Consider the following 23553-nt stretch of genomic DNA (forward strand, 5'->3'; position numbering starts at 1 on the left):
CGTTTCACCTACCTCCCTAATAGATTTTTATAGCGGTCAATCGGATTAGACTTACTTGTATATAGTTGATTCAATGCTTGTGTCGTCATATCCACTAGGTCGTCGTGTGCAGCGTTCGGGAATGCTACTAGTTCCTCTACAATATCCTCCGACCAACTGCATATATTCGGATGTGGCAAATAGACGTTGCCAGCTTCAAATAATGGCGAAACAGCATTTGCTCGCGCCTCTTTACCACCATCTGGCTCAACTGGAACGATACCGCTAATTTCATCTTTCAGCATATCTATAACAGCTGATCCATTCGCTTTATCCTCAATGTACTTACTTCTTGCTTGCGGCCATTTATCTGACATAGATCGTATTGCTTTTACAGTGTCAACAAAGCCCATGCGTTTATGATGCAAATCGAGTAAGAAGAAATTTGCACCTTTACGCCCCCAAACACCACCTGCTACAAAGTCGCTTGCTGTGGAATCTTTAAACGTACAATCCCACGATTGAGCAAGCTTGTCATAATTAGTAGGTAAAACCGCTACATCATCACTTAAACCCCACTCATTCTTTTGCTCGTTTGTACGGACGTAATAACGTATCCATTCACACTTGAATACGTTACCGCCTGCAGGTGTCGGTCTTTGTTGGTATAAAGAAGCCCATGTACGCGAACCAACCTCTGCTTTTTTTGCCTCTGCCCACGTTGCGTTGTAGCCTAACTCTGGGCAGAGTGCTTCGCCAATTGCACGGTCTAGTAAATCGTCTTCATCTTCTGCAATAGCTGGTAAACGTAAGCGAATCCATTTACGTGGGCTACGAGCAAGCAAACGACCAATAAGGTCATCTTCATGCCAACGCGTCATGATAACGATTAATGAAGCACCATCATGTAAACGAGTGGAAAGTGTAGCCTCCCATTCATCCCAAATGTTATCTCGTATAGTTTGAGAGCTTGCTTCTTTCATGTTTTTGATTGGGTCGTCAATAATCATGAGGTCAGCACCCTGTCCAGTAATGGAACCACCAATACCAGTAGCGATCATGCCACCTCGTCTATCTTGTACGCCCCAATCCTTCATAGCTGCATTAGATCCGGATAACTCTAGCCCAAACAGATTAGAGAACTCATTAAATTTGTTACGATTTAAACGCCCGAATTTAGTTGCGAGTCCATCAGAATAAGCAGCTGCTATTACACGTTTATCAGGATTTTTAGCCAAATAAAAAGACGGGAACGATTCTGTTACCGTCATTGATTTACCATGTCGTGGTGGCATCTCAATCAGAACGGATAACTGTTCTCCATCTGCTATACGTTGTAAAACGTTACATATTAATTCTGTATGTCGGTAATGTGTGTAATGGCCGTGATGCGCAAATTCTACGTAGTCACGATAAAATTGACGAGCGAGTTCTCGTTGCGCTTCATAAGCTAGTGCGTCTAGTTGTTCATCGCTTATTTCTTGCAGCAAGTGCCCTCAACTCCTCTGTAGTTAACTTGCTTAAATCAACACCGCTAGCTTGCGCAATATTAAGTCCTTTTGTTTCTGACTTAATTTTTGTAATTTCGGCTTTTGTCTTTTCTTCTTGTAACTTTTTACGCGTTTTCTCATCCAACATATCGAAATGCCTTGTAAGAAATTCAAGAGCTCTCATCTTATCAGCAAACCTAACAGATAACCCATCGCGACCTTGCTTAACCTCTGTAATAAGCGTACCGTCAACGTCTATAGATTCATTGAAACGAACGTAATCTTGGTCGACCATTACCGGCTTGTCGTCTTTATCGTAAACTGGTCCGAATGCTCCGATTAATTGAACTCGCTCTCGACCAAATGTGAGGTAGTCTGTAATATCTGCAAACGCTATTTGAATGTACTTATCCAGCACATCCATAGCATCAATGAAGATGCCTTTTCGTTGCTCGCCTTTAAGTCGGTTTATTTCAGTAGCTACCTTAGCATTTCTTAGCAATCGACTTCCTTCTACATGAGCGCTATCTTTTGCATAACCTGCCTTAATAGCTGCCATCGTTTGATTGTAAGTTTTGATGTAATACATACAAAAAAGCCGTTGCCTATCGGTTAATCCATCCTCACCTTCTGCATCAAAGATGATAACTTCTTCCGATTCAACGACCTCTTTTTTTCTAGTTGCATCTTTTTTTATGGTTGCAACCTTCTCGCTTTTGGTTGCATCCTTTTTAGTTCCATCACGAACCCAAGGATTGCCGCTTTTTGTATCTCTACTCTTTTGGCTTTTAATAGTACCTAATGGTATCTCATACTTTTCTGCGAGCTTTGCTAAAGTAATTTTTGTTGTTTCGTATTCCTTTTGAATTTCATCCCAGTTAGCCATTTCTCATAACACCACCTCCAAGAAACAAAATAAAAAGCCACGCTCGAAAGAACGTGACCACAAAATCATTTTTTATAATTGAGCATTTTATCGACAAGGATTTGGATATCAATATCACTCAAACCACTACCACTCAATATTTTTTCGCTATACGGCTCTAAAATCCTGCTGATTTGCTCCTCGTTCAACCCAGTTAATTCCATGGTTTTCTTAAGTGTTTTATGCAAAGCTGGACCACCAGGCGATAATTTTATGGCATCTAATAACGTTATATCTGTTCTCATTAATGATCACCTCCCAATCCATCATACCTTGAACTGGAAAGTAAGTCCTTAACATCTTTCTGCTCTCAAAACCACACCAAACTCCGCCCCTAGCCTTATAACTACTCCATGGCTGTTCGATGCAGTTTTCAAAATAGAAAAACCACCTACGTGATATAGGTGGTCTGAAATGTGTAGGTTTGTAGCAAATTAAGCCTTTCAATATTTTTTAGGACGAAGTCTTAAAGGCACCAGGGATTTAAAGCCGCTCCGTCCTACCTCATATTCTATAATTTCAACTAAATATCACCTAATGTTGAAAGTATGGCAATTTTGGAAAATATGAACTATATCTATATCATTATAATTATTTCTATATGATAAATAAAAAAATTATATTATAATGGTAATATTGTCGTTAACTGTATAACATTTTATATCTTGTATTAATTGGAGGTATTAAATTGAGATTAGAAGAATATGAGTTCGGTTTTGCAGACGCAGAAAAGGAATTTAGTAGAGTGCCTGAAATATTTGAGCGAGCGTTTTATGATTTCAGAGGCACAGTTGATAAACTAATGAAATCTTATTATTTTTTATTAATAGGCAGAAAAGGAGTAGGTAAATCAGCTGTCAGTGCGAGAATTCAATCCATATCTAATCACGATTCGAATTTTCATGCTTTTCCCGTACAATTAAATGACTTTGAATTTGCTACTTTTGCAAAAACTAGTATTGATAAAGAACTAGTTGGCACTCAAAAGTATAAAGATTCATGGGATTTAATTTTACTTTTAACAGCTGTAAAAATTGTCAATAGAGAAATGAATTTGAATGGAAATAAAGAATTAAAAAAATTATTAGCTAGCTTAGATGATTTGGGATTTGCTAGTCATACAGACTATAAAAACGATGTTACACGGCTTTCTAAATTAAAAGTTGGAGCTAATATGGCTATATTTGACTTAGTATTTGAAAAGGAATTTGGAAGCAAACCTGATTCTTTTTTAGAACGAGTTTCTACATTAAAAGAAAAGATTATTGACGTACTTAACATATTCGATTACAGAAATAATCAAATCACTTTATTAATTGATGGTGTAGATGATATTCTCAGAATTAAGAAAAACCAACTAGAAATATTGATGAGCTTAATTAGAAGTGTCGATTATCTAAACGATAAATTCCACTCTAAAAAAATTCCTATTAAAGTTATCTTGTTTATTCGTGAAGATATAGTAAATAAAGTCACCGACCCAGATTTAAATAAAATCAAGAGAGATGGTGCTATCTTACTTAATTGGAACTCCAAGATAGATGACTTAAAATCAGTAGTTAATTTACGGTTTGAATATTCTGGGCTTTCAAAAGAAGATGCTATTAATCAGTGGGATGTTATTTTCCCTAAAAAAATCCGAAATAGAGATTCATGGCAATATATTCTGGATCACACTTTATATAAACCAAGGGATATACTTCAATTACTAAAATGTGCTCAAAGTATATATCCAGAAAAGCAAAAACTTAGTTATTCAGAAATCAGGAATGTTTTGAAGGATTACTCTAAAAATTATTTCATTGAGGAAATGAAAAATGAAATAACCGGCTTCATTGATGATTCTTACATCAATTGCCTACCTCCTATTTTCCAAAAAATAGGCGAAAGGAGTTTTTCTTTACATGAATTCTCTAGATATGTAGAAGAACAAATATCTAAACCAGAAAATGATAAGGATGCTAGATATTTATTACTTTTATTATTTGAAGCTGGTTATGTAGGTCAGTTAATATCTAACACTAGGAATTCTGGAAAATCGGTAATGTTTAAATACTGGAATGAAAATTCACAAATTGATTATTCAAATCATTTTATTATACATAAAGGTCTGTATAACGGTTTGGGAATTAGAGGAATTTAAAAAGGTTCCCTGGCAAGTGCCAATCAGGAACCTCAAAGCTTAGATGCAAAAGCACCTATAAATATGTATATCTTTAATTTAACATATTTATTCAATATTTAAAAGTTTTTTATTTATGGAATCCGTTTTTTTAGCGGATTCCATTTATATTTTACTTTATTATTCCATCATTTGATTTTTTATGACCTGACAGATATTTTGGATATGTGTATGGCTTAACCCCATTCTTTGAGCTATCCATCGTTTTGATTTACCATCCAACATCCAGTTAAGCACCTGAATCTCCCTATCCCCAGTGACTTTTTCGATTACTTTTTGAACTTGCAATAACTTTTTCTCATATTCTGCAATACGTTTAATATTCTTTGATCGTCTAATGGCTTCTTGCATAATTGGATCACCTACACCACCTGCTGCTTTTGGGAGCGTAGCCTCTATACCATACTGAGCGGTCTTTGCCCCAACCACCATCTCTGCTCGCATCTCCTTGATTGCATTGACCATCCAGTGGTAGTCCGTAATTATTCCATCGAGTTTGTCTTGCGTTAATAATGTTGTTTGCCCTTTGCCCATTGTACGCCCTCCTGCTATAATCATAGTGTCACCTAAATTAAAGCAAGAGCATCGTCGTAGCAATTAGCTACGGCATTTTTATTTACCATTCACAGAACATACGTGCTATAATAAACACGTATAATTTTGCTGACCTGAGCGTGGATGCCAGGTCTTTTTTTATGCCTAAGTAAATATGTCACCGATGGACAAAATGAAATCCACGAAATCTCGAAATCTACTTTTCTTTTTCCTGCGTTTCATTCGCATGGTTGCTCCTTTGACGGAATACTTATTAAGCTTTTGCTTTAATAATCACCGTAACTTCTGAATCCGGATATACATTTTTAACTCGATCAACAAAACCTTGAAAATTGATTGTTGCTTGAGTCATATTTTTTGTATCAATAACTTTTTCAGCTACTTTTCTTTTTGCCATTTCACTTACTCCTTTCTTTTGACGTTATGCTGAGTAATTAATTACAAACAGTCGTATATGCTAATTCATATAAAATCCCACATTCACCCATTACTTCATCTTCTAAGCGACCACGTTCTGGGTCTAGTTCATCTAAAAAGATACCTTTTATACAACTAGCACCAATATCACGCTCTAGTGCTGCCATTTCTTTAAAACGCTCCGGGAAATGCTTTCGAATCATATTCCAGTATCCCATGCCACCTTTAACGCAACCAACGCAATTATTATTACGAAAACCTAGCTCATACATTAAAGGTCTTTTGATTCCTAGTTTCTCTAACAATCCATGAACTTCATCTTTTGTTAACATCGCATCAATTAGAGGGAATACATGATCGTGCTCTGGATAAGTGTTTACCAAACGTTCCGCTCGATTACGCTCTTCACTGTCATAACCCCAAACGTAACGTAGTAAATCATCTTGCGTTTGTTCCCAGCGCTGGCGTACTTTTCGTTTTAACTCGCTGGTACATGGCGCACCAGATGGACCATTGATATAGCGTCGTTGTTTCATAATATCAATAGCGCTATGCATTTTTTCATTTCTTAACAATGTGAATTTACGTCCAATTACTTTCTCACAATCTTTCATAAATCTATAAGTATCTTCATGCTGCTCTTTCACGTCCAAGTAATAAATTTCGTCAATTTCATCCTTCATCAGATAAATCGATATGAAACTACTTACTCCACCGCTAAACCATGCAACTGTTTTCATTTACTCACCTTCCTTTACTAAACAAAATGTTTCTAGTGCTCATTATTTTTGACGTTTTGTTTAGTATTCTGTTGATGCTATGATAAACGGCTCGTCTGTCGGAGTTGATAACATAACTTTTAGCCAATCGTTTAGTGTGACATTAAACGAATCTTCATCTTGCGGAATAATGTCACCAAGGATTTTTATAACACGGTCATATTCACTCTCTGTTAGTTCTCCCACTGAAATTACTATTTCTTTATCTAGTGATACCTCGCCTTCGAAATACTCCTCGACTTCTTCTCTTGGAACGAATTGCTCGTACCATTTTTTCGCTTCTTCTTCATTTTTAGCGGCTACTAAATCACAATCATTCATTTCAAACACTTTGTATTTTTCCATCTCAATCTCTCCTTTTTTACTCTGCATTTTTTCTTACGAGCATTGACGGATTGATGATTAATTTTAAGATTCTACTGGTGATAAATCTTTTTGAATCGCTTCGGTTAGCCTTGGAAGTAAGTTATCTCTTAATGCTTTATCATCTGGAGAATAATCCAAGCATCGATATTCATATGCATCATCAATTTCAGTACCGTAATACCAAGGATCAAACATGCCATCGTCGTAATCGTTATAACAAGACCAAACATGGTCATATTCAGAACGCGCAAAATCTTCGTCTATCGAGCCATCACGACGGGCCTCTAATATATACTTCACGATGTTTTTTAAAGTTGCTTCTGCATCTAATTCTTGTGTTTTACCGCACCCTAAATGCAATTTATTTAAAATATAACCATAAGAGTTTCGGTCAAAAAACTTCCTAAAGTCATCCATACCATGATGCGTCCAACGGAATGAATAATTACCATAATCAGTTACACAACTGAATAAACCTGTTGAATCTAACAAAAATATCCCCCAACCTTCACCGTCAATTGAAGGAATTTCATACCTCCAATATTGGATTTTTTCACTCATAAATATCTCCTTCCTGCTACTCAACATTTTGATTCTTGTACCGACTAAGCACTCTTCTTCCTAAGCACCGCCCAGCAATTCTTATAAACACTGCTCTCTGAAAACACCGATTTATGACCTAGCCCATTATGCCGTCTATCAAAATGCTTTTTCTCCTGCTCATTACTACCCTGGCGTATTACCTCAAAGCCCCTAGCTGTTAAATCAGCAATTGCAATATTTAACTCGGATTCATTCTTTCTGTTGATCTTCACTTCACCATTCCACTCTCTGCCCCATCTCATGATTACCCCACCTTTTGTTTTATTGTGGCATCTAGCACACTACCAATCTCAATGAACTCATCTCGTACTGGACACTTTAAACAAGCATCTGAATAGTTGTATTGCTGACGATAAGGACACTTGCGACAACGGTTATTAAACAGCAGCGTTTGTCTGTCTAAAGCCTCAATGCGTGTATAAGTTAGCTCCATTCGACCGTCACCTCATATCGCCTCTAAATAATGCAGCGTGTACCCGTCTTTCGATTTCACTTCTTGCCCCATCTTTTCAAATTCGTCATAAGCGATAGATTTACGACCACCACTTTCAGCTCGTTCCATAGCCCATTTAAGCGTTGCAAATGGAAGGTAGTAGTATTTGTCGTATTTGCTAAAATAAACGATTAGGAAAGCGACTGCGCCTTTTTCTGCCCATGATTTCAATAAGTTATATTGGTGCTTCTCTAAATTAGCTAAAGGAAAATTCGTTCCAGAAATTTGTTTTGCATCAAAAATCAATGCAGTGCCTTTATAAATGCCACAGTAGTCAACCCATGTTGCCTTTTCTTTACGGCCTTTAATAGTTCGCCCGAAATCTTCTATAATCTGCACTGGTGTTGGGATTTTATTAACCTCTGCTACCCCTGCATTGCGATATTTATTATTTGCCATGTCGATAATGCGCTCCAGGTGCATCCCTCGATTGGCGTATGATCTGTTTTTGTATGTCACTGCTGCCCCTCCTAACTAACCCTTGCCTGACGCTCTCGTTCCCTATGTTCTAAATACAAATTACGCCATCCTTCTGCTTTAGCTTCTGCAAGCTCATCATCCGTAAAGTGCCCAACCCTACGGACCATTTGCTGATCAACTTGCTTGTACAACGTGACTACTCTCATTTGGTATCACCTCGTCAATCGTCACTTGTTTTACGATGCTTTTACATATTTCGAATTAACTGCCGTGTACTCAATTTCGAACTGTAGCCCTTCCGTGAGCTTCGTTCTGTTGTTGATTGCATCAGCCATTTCGTCACCGTCAAAGCATATCGTTCTGAAAGTACGCTTTCCGTCCACTAGCCAATAAATGCGGCAATATTCAAATGTCCTAAACCCAACATGCGTTACTCCGTTTCCTGCTACATGCATATCTTTAAATGGCATTTTGTTCACCTGCCAATAGCTCTGGATTTTCGTAAATGTTGCCGATGATTTTATAACTCTGTCTAATCGACTTATCGAAATCGATGTATTGCTTGCCGTAATCTTTTGTGTAAGCTAAAAATCTATAACGCATTTCTTTTTCGTCATAAACAACCACTGCGTTTGCCTTGAAATGTTCTCGACCTTGTTTCCACCCGAAATAAACACTACTTTTCAACGGCACAATATCACCTTCATATAATTCAATGTCACCGTTTACTTTTAGGCCTGTGTATTGCATATAAACCACGCCATCTTCTTGCTCTTCGTTCGTTATGCATGTATACATAGCGTGTGTTTCTTGGTCCATATCAATCAGTTGCTCATGCGATAATAATTCATTTTCGAACCATGCTCGAAACTTAATCTCCCTCATATTGCCCTCCAATCAAGGGGCGTGGTGCCCCTTATGCTAATCGATAATTTAAAGACAAATCCTTTTCAACCGTCATAAAATACTGTTTACACATCATGTAGATTCTGGTGCCGAGCCCTTCATCAAGTGCAATCATTTCGTTAAAATCTAACTCGCTGCTGATAAAGATTGGCTTGTTATTCATCTGGCGGTAGTTAATCACTGCAAACAATTGTTTAAGCTCCCACTCACTAGCCTGCGGAACACGAATTCTTTTTCCATCACGATCCGGCTTACTAGCAGGCTTAAATAAGTCATCGATATATAAAATCTCAACTTCCTTCATGCGTATTAGCTTGGCTTCTAATTTCTCGAAGTCGTTGCGCAAATCGTTAAAGCCCTCAACATAAGGGAAATAAAGCACACTCTCTAACTTTTTTTGCATCATGTTATTGGATAACGCTGTTAGTAAATGCGTTTTGCCACAACCAGGCTGTCCGAGTAGCGCAATGCTATTTTGTTCAGTCCCTTTGATATCGCTGTATTCTTGAAAGTACTTCGTTGCAATATCCTTCATAGCTTTTGCTACAGGACGGTTCGTAATCTCATAGTTTGAGAATGTTTTATTTTTAAACTCGTCCGTAATTTCACTAACTTTTAAGAGATTGTTCGCTCGCTTTTGTAGCTGGCAATCACAATCGACCCAAACTTCGTACTCTTTGCCTTTGGTGCAGCAGTCCTCTTCATCGACTTTCTTAACAATTAGGCCACCAACATCCTTGCATTTCGGACACTCATATTCACGTTCATTCAAGGCTTGACCGTTTTGTAATGACTGTTGGTACTGTGTTTTGAGTCGCTCCATTACCTTTGCTATTGGATCCATTTGCTTGGCCACCTTTCGTTAAGAAGTCTTGATGCGTGTTAATAGCATGTTCTGTAGACCAGCGTCGTAATATGCCATCGATGTAGTTAATAAACGGCTTTCCACGGTCCAATGCTATTTTCATAGCTTCAATGATTAAATCAGCATCTAAGTGTAGTTCCAGTAATTTGTTAATATCCTGGGCATCCCGATAATTTAATGAACGGAAATGCTCCTCGAAGAAAGTTTTGATTTTGATAAAAGATTCATCTATGTGAGAAGGGAGAGGAGGAGCTTCTTTCTCTTCTTCTTTTTCTTTATCTTCTTCTTTATCTTCTTCTTTATCTTCTTCTTTATCTTCCCCCCTTGACGTCGACGTATCGTATAACGTATCGTGAGAACCTTGATTTAATGGGGTTTCTTCATTTTTAGCTTTGTTAGCAGGATTTCCTTCTAACGAGTCGTTGCACGTATCGTCACACGTAACGTAATACGATTCGAAAACTGATTTTATCGACTCGTTCGGAACACCTTCTGCCACGTATTCAATCAATGAAATATCCTTCACTTCTGGTAACTCTGACCTCACACAATCCAACATCGGCTTACCACCACGAGTAAGGTTGTATTTGCCCCAATTTTTGATGGCAATTTCACGAGTTTCTGGATTGTATCTAATTAAATTATGATGTTCTGAAAACCGTTGCATCAGTGCATTTACACTTTCCATCGAGTAGCCAAGTTCGAATGCTATTTGCTTTTTTGTGATGCTGTAAATGCCGATTTGTGTTGTCCGTTCATTTGTTAATAAGTAGAGGAAAAAGTATTTATCTTCGCCCGTCATTTCCTCAATTACATGCGGATCATTCCAAAATGATGTGTGAACTAAACGAAATTTAGCCATTGCCCTTGCCCTCCTAGTTATGAATCAAAGGGGATTACTCCCCCTCTGTTACCTCAAATTCTGGTGCCTCAATGAAAAACTCTGTATCTGGAGTAATATCCTTCATTTCACGTTTTGGAGCTGTACCTTCATCGTGCGCCACTTGTTGTTGCATTTCGACACTTATCGGTAGGTACTTCCACATGTGACGTACAACGGTTTTCTTTGCCATTTCTTCGTAGTCTGTAGCCCACGGAGAATAGTTTGAATTAGCAGCTTTTGAGCGACCTTTACGCTTCTCGATTTCCGCTTTCGACATAAACTCAAACTGATAGCCTCCATCTTTGAAATGCGCTACCGCATAAGCCCCCACAAATTGACCCTTTTCAGCCTCCATAGACGGCTTGTGTTGGAGTTTTGGTTTTAACCCTAATTCGTATTCGAACTCATCCTTTTCGTACACCGCATGGGCGTAAATTGACTGAATGTGACCACTTCGACGAGCAAGATCAATCATGCCCTTATAACCGATAATGAATTGAACTTCTGTAATACCTTTTTTATTATTTTTGAAAGGAAGTAAGTAACAGTGACCCATCAAACCAGGTTCCAAACCTAATTGTGCCGCTTGCATTACTGCTCCTAACAAACTCGAAACATCTGCATCTTTAAGTGCTGGAGTTGTGCGAATAGTTGTCATTGCTAAGCGCATTAAACGGTCAACATCCATGTGTTTAGGTAAAGCTTGAGCCATAGCCGGAGCCATTTGTTTTAAATAATCATCAATAGTTTTAGGTTTCTGCTGTGCAGCTGGTGCCTGTTGCATTTGAGCCTTTAAATCGTTTGTAGTTGCCATAATTAATTAGCCTCCTTAATCGATAAACGACGTGATAATGATTCATTACAATATTTCTTATATACTTCTGGCTGTTCTGCCTTTAATCGCTTGCTGTCAATGCGATTAGATGTGATTGTTTTATAAATGACTTTGAAACGATTGGAATGACCTTCCGCTGCATCTTCCAGTGTTAATTTCAGTTGATTTTCATACTCTTTACGTTGAGACTCTAGTTGCTTTTCCTCAGCTTTTAACGATTCAATCGCTTCAATAACTGTGTTCATCTGCTCGTCCAACATAATGGCCGAACCGTCATCTTGTGGGTACATCTTTGCTAAAAACTCACTAGCTGATGAACTGCCATCGATTGCAGGTGGTACGTTAGCAAGTACGTGATTTTCCCAGAAGTCTTTTTCTCGCTCGATCATTAACTGGATAAACTCATCGTCTCGCTCAACTTCTTTCCAAACGAAGTTGTTACCGCCAATTAATACCGCAATATAAGCCTTTTCAAAGCCAGTAACCGCTAGGTAATGTTGCAACTGACAGATGTATGCAGCTGGTACCTCGTCACCTTCCCAGGCATCTTTGTTGTATGTGGAAGTAGTTTTGCATTCAAGAAGCGCCTTTTCACCCACAATTCGACGGTCAAGGTTAGCTGTCATAAACGGATAATCAGTGTGGCGTAACATGCGATTAACACGCTGCACTTTCTTCCCAGTACGCTTTGCAAACTCTTGAGCAACTACATCTTCTAAGACATTGCCCCAGTAAATAAATTCATTATCGATTTCTTCAGCAAAATCAGATGTTTTATCGATATATAATTGAAACGCTGATTTCCAACGGTTAAAACCAAGGATTGCCGATGCATCCGAACCACCAATACCGCTTTTACGTAACTGTAGCCATTCGATACGGCTCATTTCTTTAGTAGAAACTGCTTCCATTTCAATGCCCTCCTATGTTAAAATCAGTAAAAATATTTGATTTTAGAGACCACTTTGCAGAGTGGTCTTTTTTATGCGATTTTTTTCACCAGATCGTTATCGAACAACCAACGAACTAAACAATCTGTACTGCAAAATGTTAAATCCTCATACTCAACAACTTGTTCATCTTCTCCACAATATTCACAAGGTTTCACTTCTGGAGTACAACCATCTGCATAACCTGTGTGTATCATGTTCTCGATAACTGCATGCATTCTATTCACCTACTTTCTGATGGCATCCCATCAAGCAGCCAACGATTCGTTGCTAGGAGGGATTTTCAATGGCAGAGAAAATCCGATTCGTAAATTCGTAGACTGCTTGACGAGAGCGAATTTACATTCGCACTGTCTTTTGATATAATGCTATTAACTGAGTTTGACCTAGCTGTTTAATCGTTGGCGCGATTAAGCAGTTTTTTGTTTTCTCCAATGTAATGCCACTAATTCTTCTTTTAGCGATAATCGTTTTTTCTTCCAAAACCACATTGCATTCACCCCACTGAAATTAATACGAACGATAATATTGCTACCATCACTAGATACGGACCAACTAACCAGCAGTAATCAGATAATGATGGTTCTTGTCCTTCCTCAAACACCAACGCTTTATCCAGTAACTTTTTCAAAACGTTTAACAGCCTCCTCTAATCCTTGCTTGCTCATTTGATTAATAATCCGATTAAAATTAATACGATCTTGTAAATGGCGTTTACGTAATGCGAGTGTTTTACTTAACTTTTGTATACGCATACCGCAATCTGCAGCTTTTCTTAAATCGCCGACTTTGTTATAAACAGCTACTTCTTTAAATGCATCCTCTAACATCGATGTTAGATTGGCTATTTCAGCTTCGAGTTGTTTTGTGTTCATCGTGTTCCCCCTCTTATGCAGCAAATGGCATGATTAATGCTGGCACTAACGTCATAACTTGAGCAGCCTGTGCACATACGTCAGCTCCAAACATGATTAGTGCTGCTTGTGCCTCGCTATTAGTTACTCGAACCCAGCTCATAAATGTCTCAAGGTCGATTACCTTGCGACCGCACTCATACTTGCTCACATGTGACTGCGTGATGTTTAGCTCATGTGCCATTTCTTCCTGCGTGAGATTTGCACCCTCACGAAATTTCTTTAACACCTTTGAAAAATTCACGGATAAAGCTCCCATGACCCTCACCCCCTCCCTGATAGTCGAAAATGGACTATAGTCGATTATGGATTACTAACTAGTATTAAAATTGGATATTATAAGTTCATAAGCAAGTTAACTTGTTTATTGAGCAATTGCCCTTGCTCTTATAAGGTCGATTGCCCTCGACCTTATGCCCTTAACAACCGAAGGCTTTCCTGGTGCGTAACGTATATGCCCAATCGTTCATTCATGTACATGGCATTTTCGTCTTTCCATTTAAGTACTTGATCTCTTGGATAACGAGCTGTAACTGCATGACACTTAGGAAAGCCGTTCATACGTACTATTTTCTCAACAGTTGGTAATTCAACTTGAAATATTTGTGCAACATGTTCTTTTCTTAAAACTGGAGGCAAGGAGTGTTCAAATTTCATACTTTCTCTACAATCCTCCACACCTTGCTTATAAGCTTGTTGAAACATATCAATTAACTCCGCTTTAAGTAACTCCGCTTTTAATTCCTCGATGCTTAGATTCATGGATTTTCCTCCAATCTAAGGCGCTTGCCCAGCGCCTTCCTCATATATTTGAAATGTTGTCACTACGTTTTAGTTCATTGCTTGCATATTGTAGTACCTGAATAAGTTCATCGATTTCTTCGTAATCTAGGGAAAGCGTTACACCTATTTTTTCTTCGAAATTATTTTCAGACGTTTCGTGCACCTCATTTAATTCGACTAAAGCAAATGCATTATCTTTATTGATATTTACTGCAATACCGAAAGAATCAGTTAGTAACTCTTGTTTTCGAAGCAACTCTTTCATTAAGCACCCAACCCTTCTGCGTTAACTTTGTGTGCAATAGCCATTTCCTTAACAATGGCTAAGTAGATTTCTGTTAGACGAGTATCAGCTTCAATGACAGTGATTTTATTAAAGTTTCGGATTTTACTCGGGGAGCAGATACCTCTCGCTTGAGCCTCTTTTTTAAGGTTCTCTAAGCGGACATTCAAACGGCATTTACCTCGACTTTCTAATAACTCGTAACTCTCATTTCGCACTTTTCGGAACTGATCTCCTCCGCCTCTTGCGATTGCGATACGATTCAAAATAGCGCTAACCTTGTCCTTCCAACCTTCGATGTTTAGGGATACCACATCTGTAATGTTATCTTGTTGCTGCTCCAGTTTCGCTTGACGTTCCTCAACTGCGTTCAAACGGCGCTCTTGTTCAACACCCTGCTGGGCCATCATCGCAATAATTTCAGCTTGCGTAGGTTGTGGCATAGTGAAATTCGCTTTCTGCTGCTCTTCCATCTCGTTAAAGCGCTCAACATACTTAAACGCGAACTGTGTACCTTTTTCGCCTGTCATACGGGTAGCGTATAACTCGCAACCTTTTTTCGTAAGTAAGTAGCAAGGTTTAGCGCGATTAAGATTGTCTTGATAAGTATCTTCTATGAAGTAGTTGCCCACACTTTTGTGGTCATCTCCTAGATGTTCAAGGATTGTTTTAATATCACGTAATACTTGGTCGTGTCTGCGCCCGACCATTTCGGCTACTTCCGTACTCGGGATATTTCTTGTTAATTGATTCATGATAAAACCTCCTGATTTTTATTAAAGGACTACCTCGTTTACTGTCGAATATCGACAGTGAGAGGAGGTGTAGTTATGAAAACGAAAGTTACATTTAATGGATTTGATGATTTAATAGAGAAATTAAAATCAGCGTCACCAGGAAAAACAAAATTAACTGATTTACTAAACGATGATTTTATGAAAGAAAACACTAGATTCGATTCTTTAGACGCTTTTGCAGAAGCATCACCGTTTAATTGGGATAACCAAGAAGCTTTTGAATCTATTCCAGAAGATGAGTTAGATAATTTCGTAAACGAAAATACTGATTTTTCTTCATGGAAAGAGATGGCTACAGAAGCTGCTAAGTTAATCGTTATTAAAAACTTAGGGTTGTGATTCAGTCGTGATTTCTAATTTCTTTTGATTGATTTCATCAATTGTTAATTCCAATTGTTCCAAAAGGTTTGAGGCTTTTTGGAACAATTGAATTAACTCCTGAGAATTATGAATTCTAACATTAACGTTTATATCTTCTAATCCCACTTTTACACCTCCTATGCTAGTTGTTTTTGTTCCTTAAAAGAACATTCATCTTCAAAAAAAATCGTCCAATCGAAATCCAGAGCATTGGCTATCTTTTTTGCTACTTCTACAGTAGGTGTCTTTAACCCTAGTTCGATTTTAGTGTAATAACTACGAGAAATTTCCGCAGCGTCAGCTACTTCGGATTGAGTTTTCACTCTATTACTGCGTATTTCCTTAAGCCAATTTCTCATATTAACCCCCTTTCGTTCCTTAAAGGAACATTTCGTACTTTCATAATAAGTCACTTTAAGGAACATGTCAACATATAACTTATACTTTTAGGAACATTTTTTATTTATCTCTTTAAGTTCCCGTTAGGAACACTTAGAATGGCTATTATAGGAGGAATGAAAATGAATAATTTTGCAAAGAGATTGAAAAATTGTAGAGAAAACTTAAAAAAATCAAATCCTCAATACACACAATCTTTTGTAGCTGAAAAAATTGGAGTGGCTCGTACTACGTATACTGCGTATGAAAACGGCACTAAAACTCCTCCGCCAGAAACATTATCTATAATAGCTAACTATTTCGATGTATCAGTCGATTACCTTTTAGGTAGAGACAAAGAAGAGAAGGACATTGCTAAACGAATGCAACAATTACGCAATGATCTCCAAAATGCTGAAGGACTTGCTTTTGATGGAGAACCTATGTCTGATGAAGCTCGGGAATCTTTATTAGAGGCAATGGAATTTGGCGTTCGACTCGCAAAGAAAAATAACAAAAAGTTTATTCCGAAAAAATATAGAGAGAATAATGAAGAATAATACGATTTGAGGGGATTCGGATGGGATGGATCAAGCAAAAAGTCGAGGGTTTATACAAAAAATATAAAACTCGAAACCCATTTACGTTAGCGAAGTTGTTAAATATCCAAATCTTCTATTGGGACTTGCCAGAAGAAATTAGAGGATTTTATCAATATGAGAAGCGTAACAGATTTATTTTTATCAATAGTAATTTAAGTTTAGAAGAGCAACTTGTTGTGTGTGCTCACGAACTTGGCCATGCTTTATTTCATAAAAACGTAAATACAACATTTATGAGCAAAAATACTTTTTTATCAGTAAGTAAAATCGAGCGTGAAGCCAATCGCTTTGCTGCTGAACTATTAATACCTGACGAAGATTTTAATGAACATAACAACATTTACGACATTGCCTCTTTACGAGGTGTGCCAGTCGAATTAGTGAGATTGAAACACCAATGTAAAGAGGGTTTATTTTAACTAAAAATGGAACATATATTCTATTTTAGGAGTGACTTACATGGGTTATGTAAAGAAGTTAGAAAAAAATAAGTTTAAATTGATTGCTGACTTAGGTTATCGCGGTAAACGTCGTATACGTAAAACGCGTATTGTAGAAGCGAAGAACGAAAAAGAAGCGAACAGATTGCTCATCTTATTCGAAGAAGAGATGAAACAAAATAAGGATGTGTATTTTAGTGACGTAGATTCTATAACGCTAAATGATTTGTATCCTCGATGGCGAGATAATTATGCCAAACAACATTACAGTGCTAGATCATTTAATGATAACTGCACCCACTTACAAAAACGTATCCTCCCTATTTTCGGTGATATGAAATTGAAAGATATAAAAAAAGTAGATGTAGTATTCTTTGTCGGGGATTTACAGAAAAGCAAACGTAGATTAGATGGTCTTGAAGGTGAGCTAGCCCCTTCTACTATCCATAATATATACAAAGCGTTTTCCAGTATTATGAGGGTTGCTGTTGAGTGGGAACTAATAGAAGAAAGTCCATGCAAAAACATTAAGCTACCTAAATTGAAATACGAAGAAGGAACAGCATATAACGAGGATCAAGTGAGATTATTGTTCAAGAGGTTAAACTCACGGGAAAATGCTGAAAAAAGATTATTAGTTGAACTTGCTTTAGTGAGTGCAGCTCGACAAGGTGAGCTAGTAGCAATTGAAGAAAAGCATTTAAACACTGAAAATAACACACTGTTAATCGAACAGGCACTTGTAAACTTAACTGGTGAAGGTATTGCTGTTAAAGAAACTAAAGGAAAACGTAAACGTGTTGTTACTATCCCTCAAAATATCATGAATGATTTAGTTACATTAGCTGCAGTAAAAAAATATCAACTTAATACGGCTGGCGAAGAACGAGAATGGAAGGAACACAATTTTCTTTTTTCAAATGAATTAGGTAAACCTTATCGTCCAGATACAATAAGCCAATGGTGGGATCGTTTTATGAAACGTAATCCTGATTTACCTAGAATTCGATTTCATGATCTAAGGCATACCTCAGCTACCCTATTAATTCATGCTGGTGAACACCCGAAAGTAATTCAAGCACGTTTGGGTCACTCAAATATTACAACAACAATGAATACCTATGGGCACCTTCTGCAAGAAACCGACCAAAGAGCAAGTACACACTTTGATAAGTTTTTTGGAGAAAAAGAATGATTTGGGCACTCACTGGGCAACTATTAGGAATTTAAGTGAATATGAATAAATATAAAAAGCCTTACAACCGTTGTGGCTGTAAGGCTTAAGTTGACGTCCCAGGAGGGATTCGAACCCCCGACCGACGGCTTAGAAGGCCGTTGCTCTATCCTGCTGAGCTACTGAGACAAGTATGTTTTCCTAATAGAACTCTTAGGAAGACAATATTTATTATATGTTCTTAAAATCAAAAAGTCAACATTAATTTTACTGTGTAGGGAAGGATTGCCTAGCTTCTTCTTGAAAGTATTTTATTATAAAATCTCTATTTTATTTTGCGTTTTCAAACTCGCCTACTCGATTGAATATACACGAGGTTGTCCTGATTTTGCACTAGAATAGTAACAGAACAGGTTAGACTGTAAAAAATGTCTAACCCGTTTGCACCTTAAGCTAACTCCTCTTTTACAACTAATTGAAAATACAAATTTCGCAGCTCTGATGTTCTGTAAAGTCCTAAGTGATTTCTGAATTGTGGGTGCTTTTTTACACCATTCGCCCGTAATTCCTTTACATACCAGCCTTTCGAGTACTTGTACATTCCTCAGTCCCCTTCTACCCCTTTTTATGAAAACTAAAGCTGTTTTCCGTACCTATCATATGCTGGAGAATTGTCTACATTACGTCTTCATCGAAAATTTTCAGAACAAAAAACTCCCTACACTTTTACTTTGTAGGGAGCACACATTATCGTGAAAATTTTATAGATTCCAGTAATTCATTACGGTCAGTAAAGCATTGCACCTCATAGCCTTCTGCTGTTATTGTCACGACAACATAGCTCTTTTCAGCCCGACCTCTTGGCTTTAATAGGCTACCAGGGTTGATAAATAAAATACCATCCATCATTTCTGCACCTAGTAGATGCGAATGACCGAAGCAACAAATACTAGCTCCAGCTTCCTTCGCTCGATACGTGAGAGATAAAAGGGACGATTTCACATTAAATAAATGCCCATGTGTGACAAAAACCTTTGTAGCCCCGAGCGAGAATTCAAGCTCATTTTGGAAACGATCATCCGTCCGGTCACAGTTTCCACGCACTCGTTCAGTTCCTTGTAGGTAGGGATGATCGTAAGGTAATTCACTATCTCCGCAGTGAACAACCGCATCTACATCCGTATGATATTGACGTACGCGGTTGATAACATCCGCATCTCCATGTGTATCACTCATGACTAATAGCTTCATAACCAGTCCCTCCATTACTTCATTAGTGTAGGTAGTGTGGCAGCAAGCTTACGAATAGCATTCCCCCTGTGGGAAATAGCACCCTTTTCCTCTGGCGTTAGCTCGGCCATTGCACGATTTAAATGTGGTACATAAAAAACAGGGTCATAGCCAAAGCCATTCGTTCCACGCTTTTCATGCAGTATAACACCTTCACATGTGCCAAAAACTGTTGTTGTTGTGATGTTCGGGCCAGCAATTGCTAATGCACAGCAAAAACGAGCAGTACGTTCCGCTTCAGGTACATCCTTTAAATTTTCCAGCACCTTTACTATATTCGCCTCATCATCATGATCTCCTGCATAACGAGCGGAATAAACGCCAGGTTCGCCACCAAGGGCATCAACTGCTAAGCCTGAATCGTCTGCAATAACGATTGTTTGTAAGGCTCTAGCTAATGTTTCAGCCTTTAACACAGCATTTTCTTCAAAGGTTGTTCCTGTTTCCTCAATTTCCATTTCTGGCGCAACTTCAAACATTGTGACAACCTCATAGCCTAGAGGATGAAATAAAGCTTCGAAATCTTTTGCTTTTCCTTTATTTTTCGTAGCAATTACAACCTGCTTCATTTACGCTTCCTCCTTCTTGCCGACTAGATTTGCTAGCTCTCCTAATGCCGCCTTCTGAGCTTGGATGAGCTTCGCGATTCCTTCCTCACCTAACGCTAATAGATCATTTAACTCCTCACGTGAGAATGTTGCTTCCTCGCCTGTTCCTTGTAGCTCAACGAAACGGCCCTCACCTGTCATGACAATATTCATATCTACTGCTGCATCTACATCCTCGATATAGTTTAAATCGAGCACGGCGCCGATTTCTTCAAGCATCCCTACACTCGTTGCAGCTAAATAATCCGTAATCGGAAATGTTGTAAATGGTTTTGTTTCAGCTAGCTTTGCAATCGCCTGTGTCATTGCTACAAAGGCCCCTGTAATTGAAGCTGTTCTTGTCCCGCCATCTGCTTGAATAACATCACAGTCAATCCAAACTGTTTTTTCGCCTAGCGCCTCTAAATCGACAACTGCACGTAAAGCACGTCCGATTAATCGTTGGATTTCCATCGTACGACCGTTCACTTTCCCACGTGAGGATTCACGCTGTGTACGCTGTGCAGTCGCTCTAGGGAGCATTGAATATTCTGCTGTAATCCAGCCCTTTCCTTGTCCTCGCAGGAAGCCTGGAACTTTATCTTCAATCGTTGCTGTGCAAATTACTTTCGTATTCCCTACAGTAATTAGGACAGAACCTTCTGGATGCATTAAATAATTATTTTCAATATGAACTGGACGTAATTCGTTTACAGCTCGGTTATCATGTCTTGTCATAATTGACCTCCTCTTACATTCGCGCACTTATCTTAACATAATTTTTACACGTAAGAAAGACACATCCTTACTAGCTATAGGCTAATCATATAAAAAACTCGACCGATAAAATATCGATCGAGCCCTTGTTAAAATTTAATTCGGTGAATATCGAGCTTTTCTTTTTCTAGCCAACGTTCTGCTATAGAACGGAAAATCGGCACCGACCCCGAGGCAAAAAATTTATGCTGCGGTGGTGTCGAATCCGTTCTTAGCTGATTTGTATAAGCTAAAATCGCTTCTGCATCTCTTGCCGTTTCTTCTGCTGATGAAAGAACATGAACATCTGGCCCAAGAGCTGCTTCAATTTGTTTTTGTAGAATAGGATAATGGGTACATCCTAGGATCGCCGTATCAAAACGCTCCTCCTCTAATGACTTTAAGCCTTTTGAGACTAGATCATAAGAGAACTGTCCTTCATACTCTCCACTTTCAACGAGCGGGACGAAAGTAGGACAAGCGAGCGGAATCACCTTTGCTTTCGTACTTAATGAATGTAATGCCTGCTCATAGGCAGCACTTTTTACAGTTCCTTCAGTTGCTAATACAACGATTTCGTTTCGTTTTGTTTTCTTAATAGCTGCTCTAGCCCCTGCATTAATAACGCCTAATACAGGAAATGGCATGTTCTTCTGCAAACTCTCTAGTGCTACTGCTGTTGCCGTGTTACACGCAATCACAAGCATTTTAACATTCATTTTTTCAAGTGCCTTCGCCATTTGCCACGTAAACGTACGTACTTCCTGCTTCGTACGAGGCCCATATGGACATCTAGCCGTATCACCAATATAATAAATTGTTTCATTTGGCAAAAGCTCCATAATCGCTTTTGCTACTGTTAAGCCACCAACACCTGAATCGATAACACCAATCGGGGCATTCACATATACCGCCTCAATCCTATTTCATTAATAAATGTAGTTTTTGTAAAAGTTTAAGTAATTCTGTTGCTTCGTCCGTTTCGAAATGTTCGACAAGATCTCGTAAATAATTTTGTCGTTTTTCGATAACTTCTTCAATAATCCGTTCGCCTTCTGGTAATAAGTGAATGCGCACTACTCGACGATCTTGCTCATCCCGAATACGCTGAACAAGCTCGTTTTTTTCCATTCGATCAACCAAATCTGTCGTTGTACTAAACGCCAAATACATTTTTGTCGAAAGTTCCCCTATCGTCATATCACCAAACTCGTGTAACCACTGCAACGCGACAAACTGCGGAGGTGTAATCGTATAATTACTCAATATTTCGCGACCCTTTTGTTTAATTAAGTGTGAAATATGTCGTAATTCCTTTTCTAATAAAGCTACAGATTCAAAGCTGTGTTTACTATTGTCTATCATTTAACCCATTCACTCCTCAAAATACATTCATACCTCTATTTTGAAGTGTTTTAATGGAAATAGCAAGCACCCATTCAGTTTAAAGACAATTCTTGCAGTCGTAATAACTCAACTAGCGCCTGTGTTCTACTAGAAACGCCGAGCTTTTGAATCGTGTTGGAAATATGATTACGCACCGTTTTCTCGCTAATTTGTAGCTTCTCCGAGATTTCCTTTGTCGAATAGTCTTCAATTAGCAGCTGAAAAATTTCTCGCTCTCGCTTTGTTAGTAGAAAACGCGACTGCTGGCTACTCATTTAGCAACAACCTCCCATCCTCTTCTATGTAAAGTATGTGAAGAGGTTGTTAGCGGTGAGGGCTTTTTCACTATTTCCCATGCAATAATTGTTTCTCGTCCTCAGTCCAGGCTGCTCCTTTTCCAGAATGGCGATTTATTTGTACAACTGTGCCCCTTCCGGTAAAGACCGGTTCATCTTTTTCATTTTTAGCTAAGTAATGAAGATCGATTGAACTCGTTCCAATACGAGCCGTCCTTACATATATTTCAAGTTTTTCATCAAAAAATACTTGCTTTAAATAATCACATTGTAAATCGGCTACTACTAGTATATTTTGAACTTCTTCCTGCTGCCAATTAGTCATTAGTCCCAATGATTTTAAATATTCGATCCGAGCAAATTCAAAATAAGTAAATGTTACCGTATTATTTAAGTGGCCAAACATATCTGTCTCCGAAAAACGAACCTGCACCCCTACAGAAAATTTAAATTCGCTTACCTTGTTCAACGTATCTTCCATATAACTTGCCTTCATAAACAATTCCCCCTTCGCCCTTTATAAATGAATAGTGATTCATTTATTATAGCAGATAAGAGGTATTATCGCATTATCTGAATCTATTTGAAGTTCATTTTTTTGCTTGCTCATCGTTGTTATTTATGAACCGCACACTGCACTCCGAGCGGACGCTTTCCGCGGGCATGGCTTCAGTCTCCTCGTCGTTCGTACCTCAGTGCCGCTGTCGTCACAGGAAAAACATTGCTATTCCCGCTGGAATCTTTGCACCTGCCGCTTCACTTCTGGTGCAAAAAACATTGCTCTGTAGCGAAAGGCGTAGCCGTCAGCTACACTCGCCGCTCTACGTTACGTGTGCTAAATATTGCAATAATAATACTG

General features: G+C 38.3%; 41 protein-coding genes and 1 tRNA gene. 5 read left to right on the top strand and 37 right to left on the bottom strand.

Going from position 1 to position 23553, the window contains the following annotated elements; all coding sequences use genetic code 11:
• Positions 1–8 precede the first annotated feature (8 nt).
• The 3 genes from terL to V4T18_RS12090 form a co-directional block, all read right to left on the bottom strand.
• Entirely contained in the window at positions 9–1469 is a 1461-nt protein-coding gene (gene terL, locus V4T18_RS12080; protein WP_332649696.1) for a phage terminase large subunit, read from the bottom strand.
• Positions 1447–2355, bottom strand: a complete 909-nt coding sequence (locus V4T18_RS12085) for a terminase small subunit (RefSeq protein ID WP_332649698.1) — start codon at positions 2353–2355, stop codon at positions 1447–1449. The genes terL and V4T18_RS12085 overlap by 23 nt, the downstream gene beginning before the upstream one ends.
• A 65-nt stretch (positions 2356–2420) precedes the next feature.
• Positions 2421–2639 (bottom strand): hypothetical protein, encoded by a 219-nt coding sequence (locus V4T18_RS12090; RefSeq protein WP_332649700.1) that lies wholly within the window; start codon positions 2637–2639, stop codon positions 2421–2423.
• A 443-nt stretch (positions 2640–3082) separates the two neighbouring features.
• Between V4T18_RS12090 and V4T18_RS12095 the strand changes: the two genes are divergently transcribed.
• Positions 3083–4537 (top strand): P-loop ATPase, Sll1717 family, encoded by a 1455-nt coding sequence (locus tag V4T18_RS12095; RefSeq protein ID WP_332649702.1) that lies wholly within the window; start codon positions 3083–3085, stop codon positions 4535–4537.
• A 159-nt stretch (positions 4538–4696) separates the two neighbouring features.
• Here the strand turns inward: V4T18_RS12095 and V4T18_RS12100 are convergent, their stop codons facing one another.
• From V4T18_RS12100 to V4T18_RS12210, 23 genes are all read right to left on the bottom strand, one after another.
• Positions 4697–5110: a helix-turn-helix transcriptional regulator gene (locus V4T18_RS12100; RefSeq protein ID WP_332649704.1), complete on the bottom strand. Its 414-nt coding sequence runs from the start codon at positions 5108–5110 to the stop codon at positions 4697–4699.
• A 274-nt stretch (positions 5111–5384) separates the two neighbouring features.
• Complete coding sequence (locus V4T18_RS12105; RefSeq protein ID WP_332649706.1) at positions 5385–5528, bottom strand: hypothetical protein; 144 nt, start codon at positions 5526–5528, stop codon at positions 5385–5387.
• A gap of 37 nt (positions 5529–5565) precedes the next feature.
• Positions 5566–6288 carry a phosphoadenosine phosphosulfate reductase domain-containing protein gene (locus tag V4T18_RS12110; protein WP_332649708.1) on the bottom strand — a complete coding sequence of 241 codons (723 nt, stop codon included), beginning with the start codon at positions 6286–6288 and terminating at the stop codon, positions 5566–5568.
• A 60-nt stretch (positions 6289–6348) separates the two neighbouring features.
• Positions 6349–6672: a hypothetical protein gene (locus V4T18_RS12115; protein WP_332649710.1), complete on the bottom strand. Its 324-nt coding sequence runs from the start codon at positions 6670–6672 to the stop codon at positions 6349–6351.
• Positions 6673–6735: 63 nt separating this feature from the next.
• Positions 6736–7281 (bottom strand): hypothetical protein, encoded by a 546-nt coding sequence (locus tag V4T18_RS12120; protein ID WP_332649712.1) that lies wholly within the window; start codon positions 7279–7281, stop codon positions 6736–6738.
• 17 nt (positions 7282–7298) lie between these two features.
• Positions 7299–7538, bottom strand: a complete 240-nt coding sequence (locus V4T18_RS12125; RefSeq protein ID WP_332649714.1) for a hypothetical protein — start codon at positions 7536–7538, stop codon at positions 7299–7301.
• 2 nt (positions 7539–7540) lie between these two features.
• Complete coding sequence (locus V4T18_RS12130; protein WP_332649716.1) at positions 7541–7729, bottom strand: hypothetical protein; 189 nt, start codon at positions 7727–7729, stop codon at positions 7541–7543.
• Positions 7730–7741: 12 nt separating this feature from the next.
• Positions 7742–8248: a Holliday junction resolvase RecU gene (locus V4T18_RS12135; RefSeq protein WP_332649718.1), complete on the bottom strand. Its 507-nt coding sequence runs from the start codon at positions 8246–8248 to the stop codon at positions 7742–7744.
• Positions 8249–8259: 11 nt separating this feature from the next.
• A complete protein-coding gene (locus V4T18_RS12140) occupies positions 8260–8415 on the bottom strand; it encodes a hypothetical protein (protein WP_332649720.1) in 156 nt (51 codons plus the stop codon).
• 30 nt (positions 8416–8445) lie between these two features.
• Positions 8446–8679 carry a hypothetical protein gene (locus V4T18_RS12145; protein WP_332649722.1) on the bottom strand — a complete coding sequence of 78 codons (234 nt, stop codon included), beginning with the start codon at positions 8677–8679 and terminating at the stop codon, positions 8446–8448.
• Positions 8669–9094 (bottom strand): YopX family protein, encoded by a 426-nt coding sequence (locus V4T18_RS12150; RefSeq protein ID WP_332649724.1) that lies wholly within the window; start codon positions 9092–9094, stop codon positions 8669–8671. Before V4T18_RS12150 ends, V4T18_RS12145 begins: the two co-directional genes overlap by 11 nt.
• A 31-nt stretch (positions 9095–9125) precedes the next feature.
• Complete coding sequence (locus V4T18_RS12155; RefSeq protein WP_332649725.1) at positions 9126–9959, bottom strand: DnaA ATPase domain-containing protein; 834 nt, start codon at positions 9957–9959, stop codon at positions 9126–9128.
• Positions 9880–10842: a DnaD domain protein gene (locus V4T18_RS12160; protein ID WP_332649727.1), complete on the bottom strand. Its 963-nt coding sequence runs from the start codon at positions 10840–10842 to the stop codon at positions 9880–9882. The genes V4T18_RS12155 and V4T18_RS12160 overlap by 80 nt, the downstream gene beginning before the upstream one ends.
• 34 nt (positions 10843–10876) lie before the next feature.
• The gene (gene recT, locus V4T18_RS12165; RefSeq protein ID WP_332649729.1) at positions 10877–11677 is read right to left on the bottom strand and encodes a recombination protein RecT; all 801 of its coding nucleotides are present in this window, start codon (positions 11675–11677) and stop codon (positions 10877–10879) included.
• Positions 11678–11679: 2 nt separating this feature from the next.
• A complete protein-coding gene (locus V4T18_RS12170; RefSeq protein WP_332649731.1) occupies positions 11680–12609 on the bottom strand; it encodes a YqaJ viral recombinase family nuclease in 930 nt (309 codons plus the stop codon).
• Between the two features lie 71 nt (positions 12610–12680).
• On the bottom strand, positions 12681–12845 hold the full coding sequence (locus V4T18_RS12175) for a hypothetical protein (RefSeq protein ID WP_332649733.1): 165 nt from the start codon (positions 12843–12845) through the stop codon (positions 12681–12683).
• 142 nt (positions 12846–12987) lie between these two features.
• On the bottom strand, positions 12988–13137 hold the full coding sequence (locus tag V4T18_RS12180; protein WP_332649734.1) for a hypothetical protein: 150 nt from the start codon (positions 13135–13137) through the stop codon (positions 12988–12990).
• Between the two features lie 7 nt (positions 13138–13144).
• Complete coding sequence (locus V4T18_RS12185) at positions 13145–13279, bottom strand: hypothetical protein (protein ID WP_332649735.1); 135 nt, start codon at positions 13277–13279, stop codon at positions 13145–13147.
• Positions 13260–13523 (bottom strand): hypothetical protein, encoded by a 264-nt coding sequence (locus tag V4T18_RS12190; protein ID WP_332649736.1) that lies wholly within the window; start codon positions 13521–13523, stop codon positions 13260–13262. The genes V4T18_RS12185 and V4T18_RS12190 overlap by 20 nt, the downstream gene beginning before the upstream one ends.
• Positions 13524–13536: 13 nt before the next feature.
• On the bottom strand, positions 13537–13821 hold the full coding sequence (locus V4T18_RS12195; RefSeq protein ID WP_332649737.1) for a helix-turn-helix domain-containing protein: 285 nt from the start codon (positions 13819–13821) through the stop codon (positions 13537–13539).
• A 152-nt stretch (positions 13822–13973) separates the two neighbouring features.
• A complete protein-coding gene (locus V4T18_RS12200; protein WP_332649739.1) occupies positions 13974–14324 on the bottom strand; it encodes a hypothetical protein in 351 nt (116 codons plus the stop codon).
• Between the two features lie 40 nt (positions 14325–14364).
• On the bottom strand, positions 14365–14610 hold the full coding sequence (locus V4T18_RS12205) for a hypothetical protein (RefSeq protein ID WP_332649741.1): 246 nt from the start codon (positions 14608–14610) through the stop codon (positions 14365–14367).
• Entirely contained in the window at positions 14610–15383 is a 774-nt protein-coding gene (locus V4T18_RS12210) for a Rha family transcriptional regulator (RefSeq protein ID WP_332649743.1), read from the bottom strand. Before V4T18_RS12210 ends, V4T18_RS12205 begins: the two co-directional genes overlap by 1 nt.
• 75 nt (positions 15384–15458) lie before the next feature.
• On the opposite strand from V4T18_RS12210, the gene V4T18_RS12215 reads away from it, so the two are divergent.
• Positions 15459–15764 carry a hypothetical protein gene (locus V4T18_RS12215; protein ID WP_332649745.1) on the top strand — a complete coding sequence of 102 codons (306 nt, stop codon included), beginning with the start codon at positions 15459–15461 and terminating at the stop codon, positions 15762–15764.
• On the opposite strand, the gene V4T18_RS12220 is transcribed toward V4T18_RS12215, so the two are convergent.
• The gene (locus tag V4T18_RS12220; RefSeq protein WP_332649747.1) at positions 15753–15911 is read right to left on the bottom strand and encodes a hypothetical protein; all 159 of its coding nucleotides are present in this window, start codon (positions 15909–15911) and stop codon (positions 15753–15755) included. The genes V4T18_RS12215 and V4T18_RS12220 overlap by 12 nt on opposite strands.
• Before the next feature lie 11 nt (positions 15912–15922).
• A complete protein-coding gene (locus V4T18_RS12225; RefSeq protein ID WP_332649749.1) occupies positions 15923–16144 on the bottom strand; it encodes a helix-turn-helix transcriptional regulator in 222 nt (73 codons plus the stop codon).
• 162 nt (positions 16145–16306) lie between these two features.
• Between V4T18_RS12225 and V4T18_RS12230 the strand changes: the two genes are divergently transcribed.
• The 3 genes from V4T18_RS12230 to V4T18_RS12240 are packed head-to-tail and all read left to right on the top strand — an operon-like array spanning position 16307 to position 18400.
• Positions 16307–16723 carry a helix-turn-helix domain-containing protein gene (locus V4T18_RS12230; RefSeq protein WP_332649751.1) on the top strand — a complete coding sequence of 139 codons (417 nt, stop codon included), beginning with the start codon at positions 16307–16309 and terminating at the stop codon, positions 16721–16723.
• Between the two features lie 20 nt (positions 16724–16743).
• Positions 16744–17184 (top strand): ImmA/IrrE family metallo-endopeptidase, encoded by a 441-nt coding sequence (locus V4T18_RS12235; protein WP_332649753.1) that lies wholly within the window; start codon positions 16744–16746, stop codon positions 17182–17184.
• Positions 17185–17224: 40 nt separating this feature from the next.
• Positions 17225–18400: a tyrosine-type recombinase/integrase gene (locus V4T18_RS12240; protein WP_332649754.1), complete on the top strand. Its 1176-nt coding sequence runs from the start codon at positions 17225–17227 to the stop codon at positions 18398–18400.
• 94 nt (positions 18401–18494) lie between these two features.
• Here V4T18_RS12240 and V4T18_RS12245 read toward each other — a convergent pair.
• The 9 genes from V4T18_RS12245 to V4T18_RS12285 all read right to left on the bottom strand — a co-directional run bounded on the left by V4T18_RS12245 (position 18495) and on the right by V4T18_RS12285 (position 23190).
• Positions 18495–18568 (bottom strand) — tRNA-Arg (locus V4T18_RS12245).
• Between the two features lie 259 nt (positions 18569–18827).
• A complete protein-coding gene (locus V4T18_RS12250; RefSeq protein WP_332649756.1) occupies positions 18828–18980 on the bottom strand; it encodes a DUF2639 domain-containing protein in 153 nt (50 codons plus the stop codon).
• 146 nt (positions 18981–19126) lie between these two features.
• Entirely contained in the window at positions 19127–19630 is a 504-nt protein-coding gene (locus V4T18_RS12255) for a metallophosphoesterase (RefSeq protein WP_332649758.1), read from the bottom strand.
• A gap of 14 nt (positions 19631–19644) precedes the next feature.
• Positions 19645–20238: an XTP/dITP diphosphatase gene (locus tag V4T18_RS12260; RefSeq protein WP_332649764.1), complete on the bottom strand. Its 594-nt coding sequence runs from the start codon at positions 20236–20238 to the stop codon at positions 19645–19647.
• The gene (rph, locus tag V4T18_RS12265) at positions 20239–20994 is read right to left on the bottom strand and encodes a ribonuclease PH (RefSeq protein ID WP_332649766.1); all 756 of its coding nucleotides are present in this window, start codon (positions 20992–20994) and stop codon (positions 20239–20241) included.
• A 128-nt stretch (positions 20995–21122) separates the two neighbouring features.
• Positions 21123–21917, bottom strand: a complete 795-nt coding sequence (racE, locus tag V4T18_RS12270; protein ID WP_332649767.1) for a glutamate racemase — start codon at positions 21915–21917, stop codon at positions 21123–21125.
• Between the two features lie 16 nt (positions 21918–21933).
• A complete protein-coding gene (locus tag V4T18_RS12275) occupies positions 21934–22377 on the bottom strand; it encodes a MarR family winged helix-turn-helix transcriptional regulator (protein ID WP_332649769.1) in 444 nt (147 codons plus the stop codon).
• 74 nt (positions 22378–22451) lie between these two features.
• Positions 22452–22673 (bottom strand): helix-turn-helix domain-containing protein, encoded by a 222-nt coding sequence (locus tag V4T18_RS12280; protein WP_332649771.1) that lies wholly within the window; start codon positions 22671–22673, stop codon positions 22452–22454.
• A 70-nt stretch (positions 22674–22743) separates the two neighbouring features.
• On the bottom strand, positions 22744–23190 hold the full coding sequence (locus V4T18_RS12285; RefSeq protein ID WP_332649773.1) for an acyl-CoA thioesterase: 447 nt from the start codon (positions 23188–23190) through the stop codon (positions 22744–22746).
• Positions 23191–23553 lie beyond the last annotated feature (363 nt).

The sequence above is a fragment of the Lysinibacillus sp. 54212 genome (assembly GCF_036662795.1).
GTDB lineage: Bacteria > Bacillota > Bacilli > Bacillales_A > Planococcaceae > Lysinibacillus_B.